This window comes from Enterobacter sp. BIDMC92 (assembly GCF_001030225.1).
GTDB classification, from domain to species: domain Bacteria; phylum Pseudomonadota; class Gammaproteobacteria; order Enterobacterales; family Enterobacteriaceae; genus Enterobacter; species Enterobacter sichuanensis.
Window position 1 is genome coordinate 3334650 of the sequence record NZ_KQ087598.1, and the last position, 23847, is coordinate 3358496.

Annotated in this window: 20 protein-coding genes; 4 read left to right on the forward strand and 16 right to left on the reverse strand. The window is 54.7% G+C overall.

The genetic code is table 11. The features are described 5' to 3' along the window. Positions 1-76: 76 nt before the first annotated feature. From nuoL to lrhA, 12 genes are all read right to left on the reverse strand, one after another. Positions 77-1918: an NADH-quinone oxidoreductase subunit L gene (gene nuoL / locus SP99_RS15585; RefSeq protein WP_023325763.1), complete on the reverse strand. Its 1842-nt coding sequence runs from the start codon at positions 1916-1918 to the stop codon at positions 77-79. Further along, the gene (nuoK, locus tag SP99_RS15590; protein ID WP_003861496.1) at positions 1915-2217 is read right to left on the reverse strand and encodes an NADH-quinone oxidoreductase subunit NuoK; all 303 of its coding nucleotides are present in this window, start codon (positions 2215-2217) and stop codon (positions 1915-1917) included. Before nuoK ends, nuoL begins: the two co-directional genes overlap by 4 nt. Further along, entirely contained in the window at positions 2214-2768 is a 555-nt protein-coding gene (nuoJ, locus tag SP99_RS15595; protein WP_008500212.1) for an NADH-quinone oxidoreductase subunit J, read from the reverse strand. The genes nuoK and nuoJ overlap by 4 nt, the downstream gene beginning before the upstream one ends. A gap of 10 nt (positions 2769-2778) precedes the next feature. Then, positions 2779-3321 (reverse strand): NADH-quinone oxidoreductase subunit NuoI, encoded by a 543-nt coding sequence (gene nuoI / locus SP99_RS15600; protein ID WP_003861491.1) that lies wholly within the window; start codon positions 3319-3321, stop codon positions 2779-2781. A 13-nt stretch (positions 3322-3334) separates the two neighbouring features. Beyond that, on the reverse strand, positions 3335-4312 hold the full coding sequence (gene nuoH, locus SP99_RS15605; protein WP_008500211.1) for an NADH-quinone oxidoreductase subunit NuoH: 978 nt from the start codon (positions 4310-4312) through the stop codon (positions 3335-3337). Beyond that, on the reverse strand, positions 4309-7032 hold the full coding sequence (gene nuoG / locus SP99_RS15610; RefSeq protein ID WP_047959149.1) for an NADH-quinone oxidoreductase subunit NuoG: 2724 nt from the start codon (positions 7030-7032) through the stop codon (positions 4309-4311). The genes nuoH and nuoG overlap by 4 nt, the downstream gene beginning before the upstream one ends. A 55-nt stretch (positions 7033-7087) precedes the next feature. After that, positions 7088-8425, reverse strand: coding sequence for an NADH-quinone oxidoreductase subunit NuoF (gene nuoF, locus SP99_RS15615; protein WP_008500209.1), 1338 nt, complete (start codon positions 8423-8425; stop codon positions 7088-7090). Continuing rightward, complete coding sequence (gene nuoE, locus SP99_RS15620) at positions 8422-8922, reverse strand: NADH-quinone oxidoreductase subunit NuoE (RefSeq protein WP_003861486.1); 501 nt, start codon at positions 8920-8922, stop codon at positions 8422-8424. Before nuoE ends, nuoF begins: the two co-directional genes overlap by 4 nt. Before the next feature lie 2 nt (positions 8923-8924). Next, positions 8925-10727 carry an NADH-quinone oxidoreductase subunit C/D gene (gene nuoC / locus SP99_RS15625; protein ID WP_025757183.1) on the reverse strand — a complete coding sequence of 601 codons (1803 nt, stop codon included), beginning with the start codon at positions 10725-10727 and terminating at the stop codon, positions 8925-8927. Positions 10728-10816: 89 nt separating this feature from the next. Further along, entirely contained in the window at positions 10817-11491 is a 675-nt protein-coding gene (gene nuoB, locus SP99_RS15630; RefSeq protein ID WP_003861482.1) for an NADH-quinone oxidoreductase subunit NuoB, read from the reverse strand. A 15-nt stretch (positions 11492-11506) separates the two neighbouring features. Next, entirely contained in the window at positions 11507-11947 is a 441-nt protein-coding gene (gene nuoA, locus SP99_RS15635; protein WP_014171000.1) for an NADH-quinone oxidoreductase subunit NuoA, read from the reverse strand. Between the two features lie 630 nt (positions 11948-12577). Then, on the reverse strand, positions 12578-13516 hold the full coding sequence (gene lrhA, locus SP99_RS15640) for a transcriptional regulator LrhA (RefSeq protein ID WP_045286090.1): 939 nt from the start codon (positions 13514-13516) through the stop codon (positions 12578-12580). A gap of 938 nt (positions 13517-14454) precedes the next feature. Here lrhA and alaA point away from each other — a divergent pair. Then, positions 14455-15669 (forward strand): alanine transaminase AlaA, encoded by a 1215-nt coding sequence (gene alaA, locus SP99_RS15645; RefSeq protein ID WP_003861471.1) that lies wholly within the window; start codon positions 14455-14457, stop codon positions 15667-15669. A 109-nt stretch (positions 15670-15778) separates the two neighbouring features. After that, positions 15779-16378, forward strand: coding sequence for a 5'-deoxynucleotidase (gene yfbR, locus SP99_RS15650; protein WP_045285782.1), 600 nt, complete (start codon positions 15779-15781; stop codon positions 16376-16378). A 53-nt stretch (positions 16379-16431) separates the two neighbouring features. On the opposite strand, the gene SP99_RS15655 is transcribed toward yfbR, so the two are convergent. The 4 genes from SP99_RS15655 to yfbV form a co-directional block, all read right to left on the reverse strand. Beyond that, on the reverse strand, positions 16432-18264 hold the full coding sequence (locus SP99_RS15655) for an SLC13 family permease (RefSeq protein ID WP_025757180.1): 1833 nt from the start codon (positions 18262-18264) through the stop codon (positions 16432-16434). Between the two features lie 75 nt (positions 18265-18339). Continuing rightward, positions 18340-18999, reverse strand: a complete 660-nt coding sequence (locus SP99_RS15660; protein WP_025757179.1) for a sugar phosphatase — start codon at positions 18997-18999, stop codon at positions 18340-18342. 11 nt (positions 19000-19010) lie between these two features. After that, positions 19011-19505 carry a YfbU family protein gene (locus SP99_RS15665; protein WP_008502874.1) on the reverse strand — a complete coding sequence of 165 codons (495 nt, stop codon included), beginning with the start codon at positions 19503-19505 and terminating at the stop codon, positions 19011-19013. A gap of 91 nt (positions 19506-19596) precedes the next feature. Further along, entirely contained in the window at positions 19597-20052 is a 456-nt protein-coding gene (gene yfbV, locus SP99_RS15670) for a terminus macrodomain insulation protein YfbV (RefSeq protein ID WP_045285783.1), read from the reverse strand. A 337-nt stretch (positions 20053-20389) separates the two neighbouring features. On the opposite strand from yfbV, the gene ackA reads away from it, so the two are divergent. Together ackA and pta are read left to right on the forward strand one after the other, a co-directional pair. After that, the gene (gene ackA, locus SP99_RS15675; protein ID WP_025757177.1) at positions 20390-21592 is read left to right on the forward strand and encodes an acetate kinase; all 1203 of its coding nucleotides are present in this window, start codon (positions 20390-20392) and stop codon (positions 21590-21592) included. A 76-nt stretch (positions 21593-21668) separates the two neighbouring features. Then, the gene (gene pta, locus SP99_RS15680; protein ID WP_025757176.1) at positions 21669-23810 is read left to right on the forward strand and encodes a phosphate acetyltransferase; all 2142 of its coding nucleotides are present in this window, start codon (positions 21669-21671) and stop codon (positions 23808-23810) included. The last annotated feature ends 37 nt before the right edge of the window (positions 23811-23847 follow it).

A 23847-nucleotide genomic window follows, 5' to 3' on the forward strand; every position in this document is an offset into this window, starting at 1 on the left:
GGCGATTTACATTCCTTTTTAAGGCCCCCAGCAGGGGCCTGATTTTCAACGAATTCGAATAAAATTCACTTAACGATCAACGCAACACCATCAGCAGCGCCAGCACGACAACCGCACCGATGCTCATGGACGCCACATACCAGCGCAGGTAACCGTTCTCGCTGTACAGCAGGCCTTTACCTGCAAAGCGGGAGAGGATCGCCGGGATATTCATCAGGCTGTTCAGTGGGTCGCGCTTCAGCAGCCACGCAATGCCCAGGAACGGCTTCACGAAGATCATGTCGTACAGCCAGTCGAAGCCCCACGCGTTGTACCACCAGGTGCCCAGCAGACGGCCCGGCGCACTATTGGCAACGGCAGTCACCAGCGTACGTTTACCCAGCCACAGCCATGCAGCGATCAGGATGCCCGCGATAGCGACCACACCGGAGGTGATTTCAAGCGTCAGAACGCGACCATGCTCAAGCTCGGTGGTGTCTGGCAGTACGCCCTGCAGTGGCGGAACAATCATCGCGCCAACGAAGGTGGACAGGACCAGCAGCACAATCAGCGGCAGGTGATGGGTAATCCCCTTCCCTGCGTGAGCGTGAATTTGTTCTTTACCGTGGAATACGATGAAAATCATACGGAAGGTATACAGGGAGGTCATGAACGCACCGACCAGACCCGCAACCATCAGATTGATATGACCATTCGCCATGGCACCCGCAAGGATTTCGTCCTTACTGAAGAAGCCCGCGGTGATCAGCGGCAGTGCCGCCAGCGCCGCGCCGCCCACCAGGAAGCAGACATAAACCAGCGGGATGGACTTACGCAGTCCGCCCATCTTGAAGATGTTCTGCTCGTGATGGCAGGCCAGAATGACGGAACCGGATGAGAGGAACAGCAGCGCTTTAAAGAACGCGTGCGTCATCAGGTGGAAAATCGCCGCGTCCCACGCCTGAACGCCCAGCGCCAGGAACATGTAACCAATCTGGCTCATGGTGGAATAAGCAAGAACGCGTTTGATGTCGGTCTGCACCAGCGCGGCAAAGCCTGCCAGCACCAGCGTGACCGCACCGACGATACCCACCAGATGCAGAATTTCCGGAGTCATCAGGAACAGGCCATGGGTACGTGCAATCAGGTAGACACCGGCGGTGACCATGGTCGCAGCGTGGATCAGCGCGGAGACAGGGGTTGGACCCGCCATCGCGTCGGCCAGCCATGTCTGCAACGGCAGTTGAGCGGATTTACCCACAGCACCACCCAGCAGCATCAGCGTTGCCCACCACAGCATGTTGTTGCCTGCAGCGAAGTGTGCCGGCGCCAGTTCCACCATTTCGCGGAAGTTCAGCGTACCCAGTTCGTTATAGAGAATGAACAGCGCGAACGCGAGGAAGACGTCACCCACACGGGTCACGACGAACGCTTTCATGGCCGCTGCGCCATTCTTCGGATCGGTGTAGTAGAAACCGATCAGCAGGTACGAGCACAGGCCCACGCCTTCCCAGCCCAGATACATCAACAGCAGGTTATCGGCCAGCACCAGAACCACCATGCTGGCGATAAACAGGTTGGTGTAGGCGAAGAAGCGGGAGTATCCCTCTTCACCGCGCATATACCAGGAGGCGAACATGTGGATCAGGAAGCCGACGCCGGTGACCACGGAGAGCATGGTCAGCGAGAGACCATCCAGCACCAGGTTGAAACCGATGTTGAAATCACCGACCGACATCCAGGTCCACAGCGGAACGCTGAAGGGCTGACGTCCGTTATTAAAGAAGTCGATACCCGCATACGCTGTCACCAGCGCGGCCAGACCAACAGAGCCCATGCCGACGGTCGCAGACAGATTCTCAGACCAGCGGCCGCGAGAAAACGCCAGCAGCACGAAGCCAATCAGCGGAAAAATAATGGTTAAGGCAAGCATGTTCATCCACGCAACTCACTTACTGAATCGATGTTCAGATTCTGGCGGCGACGATGGAGCTGCAGTAACAGCGCCAGGCCAATACTCGCTTCGGCAGCCGCAAGGCTGATGGCGAGAATGTACATCACCTGACCATCGGTCTGGCCCCAGTAGCTTCCGGCGACCACGAAGGCCAGCGCAGAGGCGTTAATCATGATTTCCAGACCGATCAGCATAAACAGCAGATTGCGGCGGATAACCAGACCCGTCAGACCCAGAACGAATAAAATCGCAGCGAGGATCAGTCCATGTGTTAAGGGGATCATGCGCGCTCCTCCGTTTTTCTTTTCGCGCGGTCGTCAGTGCGGTTGCTCAGCACCTCGCCAGCACGCTCTTCGCGGCCAACGTGGAAGGCAACAACCAGACCTGCCAGCAGCAGCATGGAGGCCAGTTCAACCGCCAGAACGTATGGGCCAAAGAGCGTAATACCGACCTCTTTAGCGCCGATCGGCGTACCGTCGATGCCCTGATCGTTGACGCCGAGAATGGCGTAAACAATCACCACCAGCATGATGGCCGACAGAATTGCCGGGCCAATCCATACCTGCGGTTTTAACCACTGACGTTCCTGCTCGATTTCAGAGCCGCCCAGGTTCAGCATCATCACCACGAACACGAACAGCACCATGATGGCCCCGGCGTAGACGATGATTTCCAGCGCACCGGCGAAGTGCGCGCCCAGCGCAAAGAACACCCCGGAAATGGCCAGCAGCGAAATGATTAAGTACAGCAGCGCATGCACCGGATTGGTGTGCGTAATCACTCGCAGCGTAGCCAGGATGGCGATAAGGCCACAGATATAAAAAGCGAATTCCATTGCCCTCTCCTTACGGTAACAGGCTCTTGACGTCGATAGGCTTAGCTTCGTTTTCTGCTTCGCCCTTATCTTTGCCGTCGATTGCCATACCCGCCATCCGGTAGAAGTTATATTCCGGGTATTTGCCCGGACCGGAAATCAGCAGATCCTCTTTCTCGTACACCAGATCCTGACGCTTATACTCACCCAGTTCAAAGTCTGGAGTCAGCTGAATCGCCGTGGTTGGGCACGCTTCTTCACACAGACCGCAGAAGATGCAGCGTGAGAAGTTGATGCGGAAGAACTCAGGGTACCAGCGGCCATCTACCGTCTCTGCTTTCTGCAGAGAGATACAGCCTACCGGACACGCTACCGCACACAGGTTACAGGCAACGCAGCGCTCGGAACCGTCCGGGTCGCGCGTCAGCACGATACGGCCACGGTAGCGCGGCGGCAGATATACCGGCTCTTCCGGGTACATCCGGGTTTCGCGTTTGGCAAACGCGTGCAGGCCGATCATCCAGATACTGCGTACCTGAGTGCCAAAGCCTACCAGTAATTCTTTTAAGGTCATGGTCTATAGCCCCTTATGGCTGCTGCCAGAGAATGACAGCCGCCGTTACCAACAAGTTGACGAGCGTCAGCGGCAGGCACACTTTCCAGCCGAAGGACATTACCTGGTCATAACGCGGACGCGGTAACGCTGCGCGAATCAAAATGAACATCATCATGAAGAACGCGGTTTTCAGCGCGAACCAGATGAACGGCGGTAAGAACGGGCCATGCCAGCCACCAAAGAACAGCGTTACCATCAACGCGGAAATGGTGACGATACCGATGTATTCGCCCACGAAGAACAGACCGAATTTCATACCGGAATATTCAATGTGGTAACCGTCGGCCAGTTCCTGTTCGGCTTCTGGCTGGTCAAACGGGTGACGGTGACACACCGCCACGCCCGCGATAGCAAAGGTAATAAACCCAAAGAACTGCGGGATAACGTTCCAGATGTCGGCCTGGTTGTTGACGATGTCGGTCATGTTGAATGAACCGGCCTGCGCCACCACGCCCATCAGGGAGAGACCCAGGAACACTTCGTAGCTCAGCGTCTGCGCAGACGCACGCATCGCACCCAGCAGCGAGTATTTGTTGTTACTGGACCAGCCTGCGAACAGCACCGCGTAAACCGCGAGGCCTGCCATCATCAGGAAGAACAGAATGCCGATGTTCAGGTCAGCCACCACCCAGGTCGGGCTGACCGGAACGATAGCAAACGCCAGCAGCAGCGAGGTGAAGGCGATCATCGGTGCCAGAGTAAAGATCACGCGGTCCGAGAAGCGCGGGATCCAGTCCTCTTTAAAGAACATCTTGATCATGTCCGCGACCAGCTGGAGTGAACCACCCCAGCCCACGCGGTTCGGTCCGTAACGGTTCTGGAACAGACCGAGCAGACGACGTTCACCAAAGCTCATGAACGCGCCGCAGGTGACCACCACCAGCAGGATAACAATCGCTTTCAGAATGCTCAGCAGGATGTCGATAAGATCCGGCGTTAACCAACTCATGCTTTTGCCTCCTGCAGATTATCAAGACGCGCACCCGCCAGAACCGGCGCGATGCCAGGCATACCCATCGGCAGACCCACCTGCCCTGCTGTCAGACTTTCCGAGATAATCAGCGGCAGGCTGATGGTCTGGCCGTCGTAGCTGAAGGCAATGTTCGCACCCGCGTTGACGCCAAGCTTCGCGGCATCCGCCGGGTTGAGCTTGATGTACGGCTGCGGCATACGGGTCTGGAAGACCGGAGAACGCTGGGACAGCTCGTCACTACCGAACAGATGGTAGTAAGGGGCGATACGCCAGCTACCGTCCTGCGCCTGGAAGCTCGCCGGCACGGTGGTGAAGAAGTCCAGACCGGTTTCGGAGGCTTCAATCAGACGCACGCCCGGATCACCGTGGCGCAGTGAACCGCCCACTTCAGCCTGGAACTTGTTCCATGCCTGCGGGGAGTTCCAGCCCGGAGCCCATGCGAATGGGATCTGTGAACGCGGCGCAGACGGCTGGTTGTTCCCTTCCATTGAGAAGGCGAACATGGTGTCTTTATCCTGCGGCTGGCGCGGTTCGTGTACGCTGATATTGGCACGCATTGCGGTACGACCGCTGTAACGGTGCGGTTCACGCGCCAGTTTCTGGCCGCGAATACGGAAGCTTGCTTCAGGTGCGGCATCTTTAATGCCTGCCAGTTGAGGCAGTTTTTCCACCACCGCGTCGATAACGTGGTCAAGCTGCGTCCAGTCCACTTCACGGCTCTGCACGGTGCTGTGCAGGGAGTGCAGCCAGCGCCAGCTTTCCAGCATCACGGTGTTGCTGTCGTAATATGCCGGGTCGTAAACCTGGAAGAAACGCTGCGCGCGGCCTTCGTTGTTGATAACGGTACCGTCGCTTTCTGCGAAGCTTGCCGCAGAGAGCACCAGGTGCGCTTTATCCATAATCGCGGTGCGCTGATGGTCGATAACCATCACCAGTGGCGCTTTGGAGAGCGCGGCGTCTACGCGTGCGGCAGAAGCGTGGCGATGCAGATCGTTTTCCAGCACCACAACGGCGTCAGCGGCACCGGATTCCAGTTCGCTTAACGCTTCTTCCAGCGAGCCGCCGCCAATCATACCCAGACCGATGCTGTTTACCGCACGGGCAATCATGGTTACGCCAACGTCGGCACCGCGGCCTTTCAGGGCTTTGGCAACGTTCGCTGCAGCCTGAATGATCTCGGCGCTTCCGGCGTTAGTCCCGGAAATAATCAGAGGTTTCTTCGCACCCGCAAGCGCCTGAACAATCACGTCGACCTTGTTTTGCAGGTCACGATCCAGTTCAACGGCTGGGGAGTTGCTGTCCAGCGCGTGGGCAATGGCAAAGCCAAGACGCGCCTGATCTTCAACCGGTGCGCAGTAGGTCCACGCCGCGATATCGTCCAGACGGGTATTGTCTACGTTCGTCACAAACAGAGGATGCTTCGCGCGCTGGCCGATGTTGAGAATTGCCGCAATCTGCCAGTCAGCCACTTTCTGTGCCGCTGCCATTTCACGGGCTTTACCTTTCACCGCCTGACGAACCGCCAGAGCCGCACGAGCGCCGGTCTGCGTCAGATCTTCACCCAGCACCAGGACCGCATCATAGGATTCGATTTCACGCAGCGCAGGGGTATGAATACCGCCTTCACGCAGCACTTTCAGTACCAGCTGCAGACGTTCCTGCTCGCCCTGGGCGATACCGGTATAGAAGTTTTCCGCACCCACCAGCTCGCGCAGCGCGAAGTTGCTTTCGATGCTGGCGCGCGGGGAGCCGATACCGATCACTTTCTTCGACTGGCGCAGAATGTCTGCCGCGCCCTGCATTGCCTGTTCAGCGTTCAGGGTAATGAAGTCATCGCCACGGCGCTGAACCGGCTGACGCGGACGGTCTTTCAGGTTCACATAGCCATAGCCGAAACGACCGCGGTCGCACAGGAAGTAGTGGTTAACGGTACCGTTGTAACGGTTTTCGATACGACGCAGCTCGCCGTAGCGCTCACCCGGGCTGGTGTTACAGCCCAGAGAACACTGCTGGCAGATGCTTGGCGCAAACTGCATGTCCCATTTACGGTTGTAACGCTCGGAGTGGGTTTTGTCGGTGAACACGCCGGTCGGGCAGATTTCCACCAGGTTACCGGAGAATTCGCTCTCAAGCACCCCGTCTTCCGGACGACCGAAGTAGACGTTGTCATGTGCACCATAGACGCCCAGATCCTGGCCGTCTGCGTAGTCTTTGTAGTAACGCACGCAGCGGTAGCAGGCGATGCAGCGGTTCATTTCGTGAGAGATGAACGGCCCCAAATCCTGGTTACGGTGGGTACGCTTGGTAAAGCGATAGCGACGGAAGCTGTGACCGGTCATTACGGTCATATCCTGAAGGTGGCAGTTACCGCCCTCTTCACAGACCGGACAGTCGTGCGGGTGGTTGGTCATCAACCATTCCACAACGCTTTCGCGGAACTGTTTGGCTTCTTCGTCATCAATCGAAATAAAGGTGCCTTCGGTGGCTGGCGTCATACAGGACATCACCAGGCGACCACGCGTGTCTTCCGCGTTTTGATATTGCTTCACCGCACACTGGCGGCAAGCACCGACGCTGCCCAGCGCCGGATGCCAGCAAAAATACGGAATATCAAGGCCGAGCGACAGACAAGCTTCCAGCAGGTTGTCCGCCCCGTTGACCTCATATTCTTTGCCGTCTACATGAATCGTAGCCATTAGCATGCTTCCAGTTGGCTCAGTCGAAACCGAGCGTTAATCAAAATTCTTGTCGTTACCAGCGCGCTTTCAGCAGGTTCGGCTGAATCCCATTAATCGCATGGGTATTGCTGAACGGCTGCTTGATGCCTGCTTCGAATTCGTCGCGGAAATATTTAATCGCGCTCTGCAGCGGTTCGACAGCACCTGGTGCGTGGGCACAGAAGGTTTTACCCGGACCTAAGAATCGACACAGTTGCTCAAGTGTCTCGATATCGCCAGGCTGGCCTTCGCCACGTTCGATTGCACGCAGGATCTTCACGCTCCACGGCAGACCATCACGGCAAGGTGTACACCAGCCGCAGGACTCACGGGCGAAGAACTCTTCCAGGTTGCGCACCAGCGATACCATGCCGATCTCGTGGTCGACGGCCATCGCCAGCGCCGTACCCAGACGGCTGCCTGCTTTACCAATGCTTTCGAATTCCATCGGCAGGTCAAGGTGAGCTTCGGTCAGGAAGTCTGTCCCTGCCCCACCCGGCTGCCAGGCTTTGAATTTCAGTCCATCGCGCATACCGCCGGCGTAGTCTTCAAGAATTTCACGTGCGGTGGTACCGAACGGCAGCTCCCAGACGCCAGGATTTTTCACGCGACCGGAGAAGCCCATCAGCTTGGTACCAGCATCTTTGCTTGAGGAGATGCCCTGATACCACTCCACGCCGTTGGCGAGGATTGCCGGAACGTTACACAGGGTTTCGACGTTGTTTACGCAGGTCGGCTTACCCCACACGCCGGAGCTTGCCGGGAATGGCGGCTTGGAACGCGGGTTCGCACGGCGGCCTTCCAGGGAGTTAATCAGCGCGGTCTCTTCACCGCAGATATAACGCCCGGCACCGGTGTGCACGAACAGTTCGAAGTCAAAACCAGTGCCCAGAATGTTTTTGCCAAGCAGGCCCGCTTCGGTGGCTTCCGCAATCGCGCGACGCAGGTTCTCTGCTGCTTCGATGTACTCACCGCGCAGGAAGATGTAACCACGGTACGCTTTCAGCGCAAACGCGGAGATCAGCATGCCTTCCACCAGCAGGTGCGGCAGCTGCTCCATCAGCAGGCGGTCTTTATAGGTGCCCGGCTCCATTTCATCGGCGTTACACAGCAGGTAACGGATGTTCATGGATTCGTCTTTCGGCATCAGGCTCCACTTCAGACCGGTGGAGAAGCCCGCGCCGCCGCGGCCTTTCAGACCCGACTCTTTCACCGCGTTAACGATGTCGTCCGGCGCCATGCCGCCGAGGGCTTTACGCGCACCGGCATAGCCGTTTTTGCTCTGGTATTCGTCGAGCCATACCGGCTGTTTGTCATCGCGCAGACGCCAGGTCAGCGGATGGGTTTCAGCAGTACGAATTACAGTTTTCATTTGTACTGCTCCAGCAGGTCAGGAATCGCTTCCGGCGTCAGATGGCTGTGAGTGTCCTCATCAATCATCATGGTCGGCCCCTTGTCGCAGTTACCCAGGCAGCAGGTTGGCAGCAGAGTAAAGCGACCATCAAAGGTGGTCTGGCCCGGCTTGATATTGAGTTTCTTCTCAATGGCAGCCTGAATGCCCTGATAACCGGTAATGTGACAGACAACGCTGTCGCAGTAGCGGATCACATGGCGGCCTACCGGCTGACGGAAGATCTGGCTGTAGAACGTGGCTACGCCTTCTACGTCACTTGCCGGAATACCCAGCACTTCTGCGATCGCATAGATCGCCCCATCCGGCACCCAACCACGCTGTTTCTGTACGATTTTCAGCGCTTCAATGGACGCCGCACGCGGGTCTTCGTAGTGGTGCATCTCGTGCTCGATGGCGGCACGCTCTGCTTCACTCAGCTCAAAAGCCTCGGTTTGTGGTTGTTGATTCTCGTGCATAATTAGCGGTCCACATCTGACATAACAAAATCGATACTACCCAGATACACAATCAGGTCTGAGACCAGACTGCCGCGAATGGCGGACGGGATCTGCTGCAGGTGCGCGAAGCTTGGCGTACGCACACGGGTACGGTAGCTCATGGTGCTGCCGTCACTGGTCAGGTAGTAACTGTTAATACCCTTGGTCGCTTCAATCATCTGGAAGGATTCTTGCGCCGGCATGACCGGACCCCAGGAAACCTGCAGGAAGTGGGTGATCAGGGTTTCGATATGTTGCAGCGTGCGCTCTTTCGGTGGCGGCGTGGTCAGCGGGTGATCCGCTTTGAACGGGCCTTCCGGCATGTTGTTGAGGCACTGCTCAAGGATGCGCAGACTCTGACGCAGCTCTTCCACTTTCAGCATCACGCGGGTATAGCAGTCGGAAACACCACCGCCCACCGGGACTTCAAAGTCGAAGTTCTCGTAGCCAGAGTAAGGACGCGCTTTACGCACGTCGAAATTAATACCGGTCGCACGCAGACCTGCACCTGTTGTCCCCCACTCCAGCGCTTCTTTCGCGCCGTAGGCCGCAACGCCCTGGGAACGCCCCTTCAGGATGGTGTTACGCAGCGCGGCTTTCTCATAGGAGGCCAGACGTTTTGGCATCCAGTCGAGGAACTCACGCAGCAGTCGATCCCAACCACGCGGCAGATCGTGTGCCACACCGCCGATACGGAACCAGGCAGGGTGCATACGGAAACCGGTAATCGCTTCAACCAGATCGTAGATTTTCTGACGGTCGGTAAAGGCGAAGAAGACCGGGGTCATCGCGCCGACGTCCTGAATGAAGGTGGAGATATACAGCAGGTGGCTGTTAATGCGGAACAGTTCTGACAGCATCACGCGGATGACATTAACGCGATCCGGAACGGTAATACCTGCCAGTTTCTCAACGGCCAGCACGTATGGCATCTCGTTTACGCAGCCGCCGAGGTACTCGATACGGTCGGTATACGGAATGTAGCTGTGCCAGGATTGACGCTCGCCCATCTTCTCAGCACCACGGTGGTGGTAGCCGATGTCTGGAACACAGTCGACAATCTCTTCGCCATCAAGTTGAAGAATGATACGGAAGGCACCGTGCGCAGACGGGTGGTTCGGACCGAGGTTGAGGAACATGAAGTCCTCGTTGTCGGTACCGCGCTTCATGCCCCAGTCTTCTGGCTTGAAGGTCAGGGCTTCCATCTCCAGATCCTGCTTGGCTTTGGTCAGCTCAAACGGATCGAATTCAGTAGCACGTGCCGGGTAGTCTTTACGCAGCGGGTGGCCGGTCCAGGTCTGCGGCATCATGATGCGCGTCAGATGCGGGTGGCCGTCAAAGGTCATGCCGAACATTTCCCAGGTTTCACGCTCATACCAGTTGGCGTTCGGGAAAAGTTTGGTGAGCGTCGGCAGATGCATGTCGTTTTCAGACAATGCCACCTTGAGCATGATATCCGTATTACGGTCTATTGAGATCAGGTGGTAGAAAACGGAAAAATCCGCAGCAGGGAGACCCTGGCGGTGGGTACGCAGACGTTCATCCATGCCGTGTAAGTCAAACAGCATGACGTACGGTTTTGGCAATTTCTTGAGGAAATCGACAACTTCCAGCAATTGCTCACGCTTCACCCAAACAACGGGTACCCCGGTGCGGGTAGCCTGAACAGTAAAGGCATCCGGCCCAAAACGGTTGCGCAGTTCGCCAATGACTGGGTCATCCAGATGATCCCGTGTCTGCCAGGCGGCTTCTTGCGCGGTTAAGTCGGTCATATTGTTCACCATTGCAAATGGTCCGTGGTGACTGTTGAGCCTGGCTTCGCGCTATTTGAGTAGTGATATGCGAAGGTGTTCTCCAGGCCTACAGGCGCAAATTAAATTTCGTCAGGCGTACGCAGATTGGTGACGGCAATACGTTCACCACGTTTACGCTCGCGCTCAGACTGCATGTTCGCGCGATACACACCCTGATCGCCAACAACCCACGACAGTGGGCGACGTTCTTTACCGATAGACTCCTGCAGCAGCATCAGCGCCTGCATGTAAGCTTCCGGACGTGGCGGACAACCCGGGATGTAGACATCCACTGGGATAAACTTATCTACGCCCTGCACGACGGAATAGATGTCGTACATACCGCCAGAGTTTGCACATGCGCCCATGGAGATAACCCATTTTGGCTCCAGCATCTGGTCATAAAGACGCTGAATAACAGGTGCCATCTTGGTAAAGCAGGTACCGGCGACCACCATCAGGTCAGCCTGACGTGGGGAAGCACGCAGTACCTCTGCCCCAAAACGCGCAACGTCATGCACCGCAGTGAATGACGTCACCATTTCAACGTAGCAGCAAGAAAGGCCAAAGTTGTAAGGCCAGATGGAGTTCTTACGACCCCAGTTGACCATATCGTGCATGGCATGCTCGAGTTTGCCCATGTACACGCTTTTATTGACTTCTTGCTCCAGGGGGTCGGTTACGATCTCCTGTTTTTGCAGGGGGTAACGGTCATTCTCACCGTTAGGATCTATGCGGGTGAGCGTATAATCCATCTTATTGCCTCGCTGTTACTGCTGACGATTAGAGATACTGTTTTCCGGGTTGATATGTTCACGACGTGAACGCGCAGGCGTCCAGTCAAGCGCGCCAATACGCACCAGATAAACCAGACCGGCCAGTAGCACTAAAATGAAAATTGCGGCCTCGACAAAGCCCACCCAACCACTTTCGCGGATGGAGGTTGACCATGCGAAAAGGTAAAGCGCTTCCACGTCGAAGATGACGAAGAACATGGCTACCAGATAGAACTTGGCAGACAGGCGTAAGCGAGCGGAACCGACCGAATCAATACCTGATTCGAAAGGTGTGTTTTTGTGCCTTGCGCGGGCGCGACCGCCCAGGAACCAGCCGCCGACTAACATCAGGCAGCACAGGCCAATGGCTACAATAAGAAAGATTGCGAATGCCCAGTGATGAGCGATGACTTCTGTGGATGTTGACATACTCATTGCTTACTCATCAAAAGTGATACCAACGACACTGCTCTTGCTGGCAGATGGGCATCACATCGATTCATGGGGAGGAACAAATAACCTTACACTAACTGTCAGAAATGAGACGTAGACAGCAAAATGATGGGGTTTTTTACTCCTTTCTATAACCTATTGTCAACTTTAACAAAGGTTTCTTCACATTAAATTACATCGAGCGATTCTCATTAACATTTGGTGCCCTTTAACCCTGGTGGGTACATGACTTTCCGTCAAATGTATGTTGTTGAATCGTGTCCGTTTCGGAAGTAAAAAAAATAACCCTCCTATTTTGACAGGATTTGCCAACGATTCCTCCCCCCAAATAGGAGTATTTTCTTGATCTGAGACACGCTTTTGTTAATTCAACCTGGAAAACGGCAACATCTTTCCTGTTTTATTAACATAGGTGACATAAGGATGAAGTGAGAACAGAAAATGGATAAGTTTTGAGCAAAATGATTTATATTATTGATATGTAATATGAATTTTTAAAACCCGCGCTTCCGAAGCGGGTATTATTGCGAAAAAAAAGCCACTGCATGCAAAATTCACACGAGTGGCTTTTTTTTACACTTACATTTTGTTACCAGAATTTTGAGCCAGCGATCACTCAAAGTCCCCTTCAACAATCAGAGAATCATCCCCTCCTTCGGAGGTAATGCGCTCGAACTGCCATGGGTTATGGTAGTTTTCCATCGCCTCGAACACCACGCTTGCCAGTTCATTATGACTGGACGCGTTGTGGCAGAGCAGATACTCCGTATCAGGCAGCACGGGAAGTCCATCAGATTTACCCAGCACGCGCAGATCCGGGCTCATCATCTCCACCGGGCGCGCCGTTACGCCAAGCCCGGCTTTCACTGCAGCACGAACCGCGGGTAACGTGGATGCCACATATGCCAGGCGCCACGGGATGTTGGCTTCATTCAGCGCTGTCAGCACCATATCGCGGAACGGGCTCGGGTCATCCAGGAGCACCAGTGGCACCGGCTCCCCTTTTTGCAGCACGTATTCGGCTGCGCAATACCAGTGCGTTGGGGATGTACGCAACGTCAGGCAATCAAACTGCCCGGGACGGTGCGTCGTCACCACCAGGTCGACTTTATTTTCCTTTAACATCTCAACCATAAAGGCATTACGTTTCACGCTGACATCCAGCGCAAGCTTCGGATAAACCGAACTAATGCGATTGAGAAGAAACGGCAATATGGTGTCCGCTGACTCATCAGATGCGCCTAACGTTAGCACGCCTTGAAGGTTGCTAAACATTAATGACATACATGCTTCATCATTAAAGCGAAGAATTTTCCTGGCATAACCCAGTAGCTGAATACCGTGTTCCGTTAAGAGCTTATTGCGCCCATGACGGGCAAAAAGCTCCTTACCAACCAGTTGCTCCAGCCGCTGCATTTGCTGACTCACGGCAGACTGGGTTCGGCAAACGGCGGCAGCAGCAGCTGCAAAAGTGTTGAGATCGGCGACCGCAACAAACGTTCTCAGCAGATCGAGGTCGAGATTCATTATCGGACGATTTGCATTTATCATATCTATTCACTTTCAGGTTGCTCGTGCGGAGCTGCCCGGGTTGAAGCTGTGTGTGTAACAGTTAAGCAATTCCCTCTGAAGGTTTTCCCTCGCATCCCGGCCCGGCAGACTGCCTGACAGATAGTTATTGTGCTGCTTAATATCAACAGTCAGAAAGCACGTTTCATGACGTTATTTTTATTCTCTTAAACGTTCAGGATATTTAGATGTTCGCAGGATTATGTAAATTACATTAAAGGTGTAACACCTTTTCTGCCATCTTTATCGCAGCGCTGTCAACGTAGCAGGAGATCTTTAAACACTTCCCGCCAGAGATAACTCCAACAATAACAATCAATTAAACAGGAATAGCAGTTCCAGACAGACAAAAACCATGTCTCTGGCATCTGCTTTCCTGAAAGACATCTTAACCCAAATCCATTTTATTTATAAGTCTTATTGCAATATTGAGGATTAAAGAAGAATGTTAAGCATCTAAACAAATTTTATTAAAATTAACTAAAGTTGCATTTTATAGGTTAATAATAAATAAATTTTAATTTTGATTAAGAGCATCCATTAATGCTACTTAACATTAATTTCACATGAGTAACTTTTAACCACACTGCGCTATTAAAGCAAGACGACGCTAACATTCAGGTTTTACGAAAAGTCACGCAGGGTGATTGCCCCCTCATCTGGCTCACCACATATTTTTTACCAGCACAATATACAGTAATCCAGCAAATGAATAGCAGAATAAACCTAATATTTTGCCATGCATGCCACTTTACGGTAGCAAAGTGGGCTCCTGCAGCGTAAAAGATTTATCAATAATTTGCTGTCGGTACAAAATCTTCTCCTGCACACCCTTCAAAACGAAGCGAGGGGGGAGTACATTATTCCGTGCTGACTTCCACGGCAGGGAGCGGCAATAATAGCGAAAAGGTTAAAGGTTCATGTCCCCTATCGAAAAATCCAGCAAGCTAGATAACGTCTGTTATGACATCCGCGGCCCGGTTCTGAAAGAGGCGAAACGCCTTGAAGAAGAAGGCAATAAGGTTCTGAAACTCAACATTGGTAACCCTGCGCCATTTGGTTTTGAAGCGCCGGATGAAATTCTGGTTGATGTGATCCGCAACCTTCCTACTGCTCAAGGCTATTGTGATTCCAAAGGACTGTACTCCGCACGTAAAGCCATCATGCAGCACTACCAGGCACGCGGTATGCGTGATGTTACCGTTGAAGATATCTATATTGGCAACGGCGTCTCCGAACTGATTGTGCAGGCGATGCAGGCGCTGCTGAACAGTGGTGACGAAATGCTGGTTCCCGCTCCGGACTACCCACTGTGGACGGCGGCCGTGTCGCTCTCCAGCGGCAAAGCGGTACACTATCTGTGTGATGAATCTTCTGACTGGTTCCCGGATCTCGATGATATTCGCGCGAAAATCACCCCACGTACGCGCGGCATCGTGATCATTAACCCGAACAACCCAACGGGCGCGGTTTATTCAAAAGAACTGCTGATGGAGATCGTGGAGATCGCTCGTCAGCACAACCTGATCATCTTCGCGGACGAGATTTACGACAAGATCCTCTACGATGCAGCGCAGCACCACTCCATCGCCGCGCTGGCTCCGGATCTGCTGACCGTGACCTTTAACGGCCTGTCTAAGACCTACCGCGTGGCCGGTTTCCGTCAGGGCTGGATGGTATTAAACGGTCCGAAAAAACACGCCAAAGGCTATATTGAAGGTCTGGAGATGCTGGCTTCCATGCGTTTATGTGCCAACGTTCCGGCCCAGCACGCAATCCAGACGGCGCTCGGCGGCTATCAGAGCATTAGCGAATTTATCGTTCCCGGTGGTCGTCTTTACGAACAGCGTAACCGCGCGTGGGAGCTGATCAACGATATTCCGGGCGTCTCCTGCGTGAAGCCAAATGGGGCGCTGTATATGTTCCCGAAAATCGACGCGAAGCGCTTCAACATTCACGACGATCAGAAAATGGTGCTCGACTTCCTGCTTCAGGAAAAAGTGCTGCTGGTTCAGGGCACGGCATTTAACTGGCCATGGCCGGACCACGTACGTATCGTCACGCTGCCGCGCGAAGATGACCTTGAAATGGCCATTAGCCGCTTCGGGCGTTTCCTCTCCGGTTATCATCAGTAGCACTCTCTTTCTGCCGGGTGGCGCAGCGCTTACCCGGCCTGCAAATTTGCATCTTCCCTCCCCACCCCGCACAATGAAGTCCTGTCGCAGTGAAGACAAAAGGTAACCTATGAGTCAGAGTCATTTCTTTGCCCATCTCTCCCGCCTGAAACTCATCAACCGCTGGCCGCTGATGCGCAATGTCCGCACTGAGAATGTGTCAGAGCACAGCCTTCAGGTGGCGATGGTCGCTCACGCGCTGGCCGCCATTAAAAACCGCAAATTCAACGGTCAGGTTAATGCTGAGCGCATTGCCCTGCTGGCGATGTATCACGATGCATCAGAGGTGTTAACCGGAGATCTGCCGACGCCGGTGAAATATTTCAACTCGCAGATTGCGCAGGAATATAAGGCCATCGAGAAGATTGCCCAGCAGAAGCTGATTGATATGGTGCCAGACGAGTTACGCGATATCTTTGAGCCGCTTATTGATGAACAGCAGTACACAGAGGAAGAGAAGTCGCTGGTAAAACAGGCCGACGCGCTATGTGCCTATCTGAAGTGTCTCGAAGAGTTGTCCGCAGGGAACAACGAATTTTTACTGGCGAAAACGCGCCTGGAAAAAACGCTGGAATCCCGCCGCAGCGAAGAGATGGACTACTTTATGCAGGTGTTTGTACCGAGCTTCCATTTATCGCTGGATGAGATTAGCCAGGATTCTCCGTTGTAATTTTTCGCCGGGAGGCGGCTTCGCCTTACCCGGCCTACGTTTCTGCGCTCATGCTAAAACGGGAATAAAACCGGTATCAACACCACGCATACCAGCATCACCAGCACGGTGAACGGCACGCCCAGCTTCACAAAATCGCTGAACCGGTAGTTCCCCGGCCCCAGAACCAGCGTGTTCACCGGTGACGACACCGGTGTCATAAATGCCGCGGAAGCGGCCATCGCCACCATCATCGCAAACGGATACGGCGACACGCCCATGGATTTCGCCATCGCCAGCGCGATGGGCGCCATCAGCACCGCCGTAGCGGTATTGGAGATAAACAGTCCAATCGTGGCGCACATGATAAACAGGCATACCAGCATCATGTACGGCCCGTATCCGCCGCCAACGTCCATCAGCCCTTTGACGACTAAATCCACACCGCCGGTTTTTTGCAGAGCAAGGGCGAACGGCATCATCCCCACAATCAGAATGATGCTTGGCCAGTGAATCGCCTTATAGGCGCTCTCGGCATCAATACAGCGAAACTTGCCCATTAACAGACAGGCAATAATGGCCGCGACCGGATTGGGGATCTCGTCGGTCAGCATCAACGCCACCATCAATACCAGGCAAAAAATCGCATGTGGCGCCTGGCTGTGCGCCGGTGAGGCATCGCTCTCTTCAACAGGCATGTTGAGCACCACAAAATCGCGGCCCTTTTGCCCGAGCTGACTTATCAGCTTCCAGTTACCGACGACGAGAAAGATATCACCCAGCAGGATCGGCTCATCCACCACCGCCCCTTCCATCGCCACGCCATCACGCTTCAGCCCCACGACATTCAGACCATAACGGGTACGGAACCCCATTTCCCGCACGGTTTTACCCAACAGTTCCGATTCCGGGATCAGCGATACTTCGGCCATGCCGACATCCAGCGCCTGGTCTGAGAAATACTCCCCACGTAGCACCATCGGTTCCAGCAGCTGTTCACTACAAAACTCACGCAGATCCACCTCCGCAGTGGACATATCAATCAGCAGGACATCCCGCGCGCGGAATTCCGACACCCCGTTGACGTTGACGATGACCCGGCGAAAACGACGCCAGCGCTCAACACCAATCACATTCGCGCCGTAGCGCTCACGCAGTTTCAGATCGTCAAGCCGCTGGCCCACCATTGGCGAACCGGGGCGAATGGCCAGGCGGCGCGCCCGCCCGGTGAGGCGGTATTCTTTAATCAGATCGCGGAAGGTGCGTCGTTTCCACCCTTCTTTGCTTTTGTCCTGTTTTTCGCCTTTCAGGGCAAAACGGGTCAGCAGCATGTAGACCACGCCCATCACCAGAACGACCAGTCCAAGCGGAGTCACGCTGAAAAAACTGAAGCCCTGAAAGCCTTCCCGGATCAGCTCACTGTTGACGACCAGGTTCGGCGGCGTGGCCACCAGCGTCATCATGCCGCTGATCAAACCGGCAAAACTCAGGGGCATCATCAGGCGCGACGGCGAGCTCTGCATCCGCATGGAGACGCTCAGCACCACCGGGATAAAGATAGCGACCACCCCCGTTGAACTCATAAACGCCCCCAGTCCGGCGACCGTCAGCATCAGATAGACCAGCATTTTCGTTTCGCTGTTGCCAGCCACCTTCACCAGCCACGCGCCCATAATCGTTGCCACGCCGGTGCGCACGAGGCCATCACCGATAATAAACAGGGCGGCAATCAGAATAACGTTGGGATCGCTGAACCCGGAGAAGGCTTCCGGCAGCGTGAGCGTTCCGCTCAGCACAAAGGCGACGATGACAAACAAGGCGACGGCATCCATGCGTACCTTGCCCGTGGCAAAAAGGATAATGGCGATTAAAAGCAGGCTCAGGACCCAGATCAGTTCACCGTTCACAACATGTCCTTGTCAGTGGGAGATGAGAAATTTTGCCATAAAAAAGCCCCATCAACGTGGGGCTATATCATGGGGTTACACTTTTAGCGAGACGGTTACAACACCGTCAGGTGCTTTTGACACAGCCAGTGCAGTGAGAGAATCCAGCACCAGGTCGGCCTCCTCCAGGCGGGGGGACCCCGCCGGAACGTTCACCGCAATAACGTGGCTTCCGGCGTTCAGCCCGGCCAGTACGCCAGCCGCCGCATCTTCTACCACCACACACTCTGCGGGAGCGAGGCCCAGCAGTTCAGCCCCCAGCAAAAAGGCATCGGGTTCAGGTTTACCGCGCTTAACGCGCTCCGCCGTGATAAACACTTCCGGCTTAGGTAAACCAGCCGCCTTATGACGGGCGTGGGCGACGGGAATGGAGCCGGAGGTGACGATAGCCCACGGGATCTGCGCTTCGTTCAGATGCTCAAGCAGTTCACGCGCGCCAGGTAAAGCGGTGATCCCGTCCGTGTCCGTGGCTTCAATGTGTTCCAGGTATTTGAACTCCGCCTGAATATCGTCCTCAGAGCGTCCGGCCAGAAAGTGCCGTAGCGAGGTAATGGCCTGTTTGCCATGGATAAAATTCAGCACCTCCTGATGGTCGATGCCATGTCTGTCAGCCCAATGGCACCATGAACGCTCCACAACCGGCAGCGAATCCACCAGCGTACCGTCCAGATCAAACAGAAAACCTCTACACTGCACACGCACCTCCGTCAGGCATTAATGATTTGTTGAATTTCGTTGCTGCTTAAATGGTACTGACGCGGGCAGGCATGCCACGCGCTCAGCATACGCTGGTATTTATCCCACATTGGGGTCTGCGCGTTGAAACCGTGGGTGCCCGCGTCAAAGTGGGTATAACGCCCTTCGGTATTCACCATAAAGCGCACATAGCTCAGATAACGCGCTTCCGTTGCCGCATCAAAGCCTAAGAAGGTCACGCGGCGCTCGTCAATGGACTGCTGATCTTTGAGATTCGTCCAGGAGACGTGCAGGGCGTGATACATCTCCATAATGTCGATCACGATGCGACAGGTTTCTTCTTTCAGCTCGCCAAATTCGCGGTCGAGTTCACGCATCTGCAAACCAAAGCCGCGTTCGACAATGGTCTGCAGGCGGCTGTAGCGCGCAGCGTTATCGGGATCAAGCATAGTCATCATCTTGTACTGGTTAGACAAAATCAGACGTTGAGCATGGGTCATTTCCATCTTTCGACTCCTGTAGCGCATTGCACTTAAAAAAAAGACACGGTAACGGATTGTTACTGTGCCTTCTTTTCATCGTCGTTTCGATGATCAATCACAAGTCATCGAGGAATGTTTTATCCAGTTGCTTAAAAGCGCGCTTTAACGTGTCCGCCAGCGCCTGGTAATCCGGCTTGCCTTCCACCGGGGCGAGCGCCTGCCCGGCCTCCTCCAGTTTTCCGCGGACTTCATAAAACCAATGTAAAATAGAAGGTGGCAGTGGGGTGACAGAACGTTTTCCTAACCACCACAGACCCTGCATTGGCAGGCTTAGCGCGAAGAGCGCCGTTGCGACAGCAGGACCAAGCTGTCCACCCAGCGCAATCTGCCAGCACAGCGTAAAGACAGCGACGGGTGGCATAAAGCGAATCGCATGGCGCGTGGCGCGGATAGTGCGATTCTCAATGAACATGGGCGCAAGGCGCTTTTCCATTGGCCACGTCTTTGCGTAATGCTGTCCCCGACGAAACAGACTGAAGAAATTTACGGACGGGTTCTCTGGTGTCGACATGGCTGTACCTCAACTTCACATATAAAAATTAAAATTTTCGTGCAAAACCACAACAAGCTATGACAACGTTCAAAATATTTTGTCATCTCTACCCCGTATCGGGTATCCTGTGCCAGCCTGATAGGGCCATAGACGAGAATCATTAACTCGTCAAATTATTGCACATTATGCCATTGGCTGAAAATTGTGCAAAATGGCATAAAATCATAGTTATTTCTTCCATCATGCCACAATGTTCGTTTGGCATGATGTTAATCATAAATGTCTGAGTCATCATGCGTTACGCTGTTAGACTCACTGACGTTTTTTTAGCCACGTATCAATAATAGGTACTTCCATGTCGAGTAAGTTAGTACTGGTTCTGAACTGCGGTAGCTCCTCACTGAAATTCGCCATCATCGATGCGCTCAACGGTGACGAATACCTCTCTGGTTTGGCCGAATGTTTCCATCTGCCTGAAGCACGTATCAAGTGGAAGATGGACGGCAGCAAACAAGAAGCGGCTTTAGGTGCAGGCGCCGCTCACAGTGAAGCGCTGAACTTTATCGTTAACACTATTCTGGCACAAAAACCAGAACTGTCTGCTCAGCTGACTGCGATTGGTCACCGTATCGTCCACGGCGGCGAAAAATACACCAGCTCCGTCGTGATCGACGAATCTGTTATTCAGGGCATCAAAGACTCTGCCTCTTTTGCACCGCTGCACAACCCGGCGCACCTGATCGGTATCGCTGAAGCGCTGAAATCCTTCCCGAATCTGAAAGACAAAAACGTGGCCGTCTTCGACACTGCGTTCCATCAGACCATGCCGGAAGAGTCTTACCTCTATGCCCTGCCTTACAGCCTGTACAAAGAACACGGCGTACGTCGTTATGGCGCACACGGCACCAGCCACTTCTATGTGACTCAGGAAGCCGCAAAAGTACTGAACAAGCCGGTTGAAGAACTGAACATCATCACCTGCCACCTGGGCAACGGTGGTTCTGTTTCTGCTATCCGCAACGGTAAATGTGTAGATACTTCCATGGGTCTGACCCCGCTGGAAGGTCTGGTGATGGGGACTCGTTCCGGTGACATCGACCCGGCGATCATCTTCCACCTGCACGACACCCTGGGCATGAGCGTTGACCAGATCAACAAAATGCTGACTAAAGAGTCTGGCCTGCTGGGTCTGACCGAAGTCACCAGCGACTGCCGTTACGTTGAAGACAACTACGCAGAGAAAGAAGACGCTAAACGTGCAATGGACGTTTACTGCCACCGTCTGGCGAAATACATCGGCTCTTACACTGCGCTGATGGACGGTCGTCTGGACGCGGTAGTCTTCACCGGTGGTATCGGTGAGAACGCGGCAATGGTGCGTGAACTGTCCCTGGGCAAACTGGGCGTTCTGGGCTTCGACGTTGATCACGAGCGTAACCTGGCTGCTCGCTTCGGCAAGTCTGGCTTCATCAACAAAGAAGGCACCCGCCCTGCTCTCGTTATCCCAACTAACGAAGAACTGGTCATCGCGCAAGACGCGCACCGCCTGACTGCCTGATTCCACACCGCCAGCAATGCTGGCGGTGCTGTTTTGTAACCCGCCACATTCAGGCGGTAACGAAAGAGGATAAACCGTGTCCCGTACTATTATGCTGATCCCTACCGGAACCAGCGTCGGCCTGACCAGCGTCAGCCTTGGCGTGATCCGTGCTATGGAACGCAAAGGCGTTCGTCTGAGCGTCTTTAAGCCAATCGCCCAGCCACGTGCCGGTGGCGATGCGCCAGACCAGACCACCACCATTGTTCGCAAGAACTCCAATCTGCCAGCGGCTGAACCGCTGAAGATGAACCACGTTGAATCTCTGCTGTCCAGCAACCAGAAAGACGTGCTGATGGAAGAGATCATCGCCAACTACCACGCCAATACAAAAGACGCGGAAGTGGTGCTGGTTGAAGGCCTGGTTCCAACCCGCAAACACCAGTTTGCTCAGTCTCTGAACTTCGAAATCGCGAAAACCCTGAACGCAGAGATCGTTTTCGTGATGTCTCAGGGCACAGATACCCCAGAGCAGCTGAACGAGCGTATCGAACTGACGCGCAGCAGCTTCGGCGGTGCGAAAAATACCAACATCACCGGCGTGATCGTCAACAAACTGAACGCGCCAGTGGATGAACAAGGCCGTACGCGTCCTGACCTGTCTGAGATCTTTGACGACTCTTCCAAAGCGAAAGTCATTAAAGTTGACCCGGCGAAACTGCAGGAATCCAGCCCGCTGCCAGTACTGGGCGCGGTGCCATGGAGCTTCGATCTGATTGCCACCCGTGCAATCGATATGGCGCGTCACCTGAACGCCACCATCGTTAACGAAGGCGACATCAACACCCGCCGCGTGAAGTCCGTGACCTTCTGTGCACGCAGCATTCCGCACATGCTGGAACACTTCCGCGCAGGCTCCCTGCTGGTGACCTCCGCAGACCGTCCTGACGTGCTGGTTGCAGCGTGTCTGGCCGCGATGAATGGCGTGGAAATCGGCGCTATTCTGCTGACCGGCGCTTACGAGATGGACCCACGCGTCAGCAAACTGTGCGAACGCGCGTTCGCGACCGGCCTGCCGGTCTTCATGGTGAACACCAACACCTGGCAGACCTCCCTGAGCCTGCAGAGCTTCAACCTGGAAGTGCCGGTTGATGACCATGAGCGTATTGAGAAAGTTCAGGAATACGTTGCGGGCTACATCAACGCAGACTGGATTGAATCCCTGACGGCGACCTCCGAGCGCAGCCGCCGTCTGTCTCCTCCTGCATTCCGTTACCAGCTGACCGAGCTGGCGCGTAAAGCAGGCAAACGCGTTGTGCTGCCAGAAGGCGACGAACCGCGTACTGTGAAAGCGGCAGCTATCTGTGCAGAGCGCGGCATCGCGACCTGTGTGCTGCTGGGTAACCCGGATGAGATCAACCGCGTGGCGGCGTCTCAGGGCGTTGAGCTGGGCGCTGGCATCGAAATCGTTGACCCGGAAGTGGTTCGTGAAAGCTACGTTGCCCGTCTGGTTGAGCTGCGTAAGAGCAAGGGTATGACCGAAGCCGTTGCGCGCGAACAGCTGGAAGACAACGTGGTGCTGGGTACGCTGATGCTGGAGCAGGATGAAGTTGACGGTCTGGTTTCCGGTGCGGTTCACACCACCGCAAACACCATTCGTCCACCGCTGCAGCTGATCAAAACGGCACCGGGCAGCTCTCTGGTCTCTTCCGTGTTCTTCATGCTGCTGCCGGAACAGGTTTACGTTTACGGCGACTGCGCGATCAACCCGGATCCGACGGCAGAGCAGCTGGCAGAAATCGCAATCCAGTCCGCGGACTCCGCGATTGCCTTCGGTATCGAACCTCGCGTGGCGATGCTCTCTTACTCCACCGGTACCTCTGGTGCAGGTAGCGACGTAGAGAAAGTGCGTGAAGCGACCCGTCTGGCGCAGGAAAAACGTCCTGACCTGATGATCGATGGCCCGCTGCAGTACGATGCCGCCGTTATGGCTGACGTTGCGAAATCCAAAGCGCCGAACTCTCCGGTTGCAGGTCGCGCTACCGTGTTCATCTTCCCGGATCTGAACACCGGTAACACCACCTACAAAGCGGTACAGCGTTCTGCAGACCTGATCTCCATCGGGCCGATGCTGCAGGGTATGCGCAAACCTGTGAACGACCTGTCCCGTGGCGCACTGGTTGACGATATCGTCTACACCATCGCGCTGACGGCGATCCAGTCTTCACAGCAGCAGTAAGCCAAAAAGCCCGGTGGCGCTGACGCTTACCGGGCCT

Coding starts and splice junctions, on each gene's coding strand:
- lrhA (WP_045286090.1), bottom strand. CDS start 13,516: ATGATAAATGCAAATCGTCCGATAATGAATCTCGACCTCGATCTGCTG.
- nuoI (WP_003861491.1), bottom strand. CDS start 3,321: ATGACCTTAAAAGAATTACTGGTAGGCTTTGGCACTCAGGTACGCAGT.
- ackA (WP_025757177.1), top strand. CDS start 20,390: ATGTCGAGTAAGTTAGTACTGGTTCTGAACTGCGGTAGCTCCTCACTG.
- yfbV (WP_045285783.1), bottom strand. CDS start 20,052: ATGTCGACACCAGAGAACCCGTCCGTAAATTTCTTCAGTCTGTTTCGT.
- SP99_RS15665 (WP_008502874.1), bottom strand. CDS start 19,505: ATGGAAATGACCCATGCTCAACGTCTGATTTTGTCTAACCAGTACAAG.
- nuoB (WP_003861482.1), bottom strand. CDS start 11,491: ATGGATTATACGCTCACCCGCATAGATCCTAACGGTGAGAATGACCGT.
- nuoC (WP_025757183.1), bottom strand. CDS start 10,727: ATGGTGAACAATATGACCGACTTAACCGCGCAAGAAGCCGCCTGGCAG.
- nuoG (WP_047959149.1), bottom strand. CDS start 7,032: ATGGCTACGATTCATGTAGACGGCAAAGAATATGAGGTCAACGGGGCG.
- nuoE (WP_003861486.1), bottom strand. CDS start 8,922: ATGCACGAGAATCAACAACCACAAACCGAGGCTTTTGAGCTGAGTGAA.
- nuoK (WP_003861496.1), bottom strand. CDS start 2,217: ATGATCCCCTTAACACATGGACTGATCCTCGCTGCGATTTTATTCGTT.
- yfbR (WP_045285782.1), top strand. CDS start 15,779: ATGAGTCAGAGTCATTTCTTTGCCCATCTCTCCCGCCTGAAACTCATC.
- alaA (WP_003861471.1), top strand. CDS start 14,455: ATGTCCCCTATCGAAAAATCCAGCAAGCTAGATAACGTCTGTTATGAC.
- nuoJ (WP_008500212.1), bottom strand. CDS start 2,768: ATGGAATTCGCTTTTTATATCTGTGGCCTTATCGCCATCCTGGCTACG.
- nuoH (WP_008500211.1), bottom strand. CDS start 4,312: ATGAGTTGGTTAACGCCGGATCTTATCGACATCCTGCTGAGCATTCTG.
- nuoL (WP_023325763.1), bottom strand. CDS start 1,918: ATGAACATGCTTGCCTTAACCATTATTTTTCCGCTGATTGGCTTCGTG.
- nuoF (WP_008500209.1), bottom strand. CDS start 8,425: ATGAAAACTGTAATTCGTACTGCTGAAACCCATCCGCTGACCTGGCGT.
- nuoA (WP_014171000.1), bottom strand. CDS start 11,947: ATGAGTATGTCAACATCCACAGAAGTCATCGCTCATCACTGGGCATTC.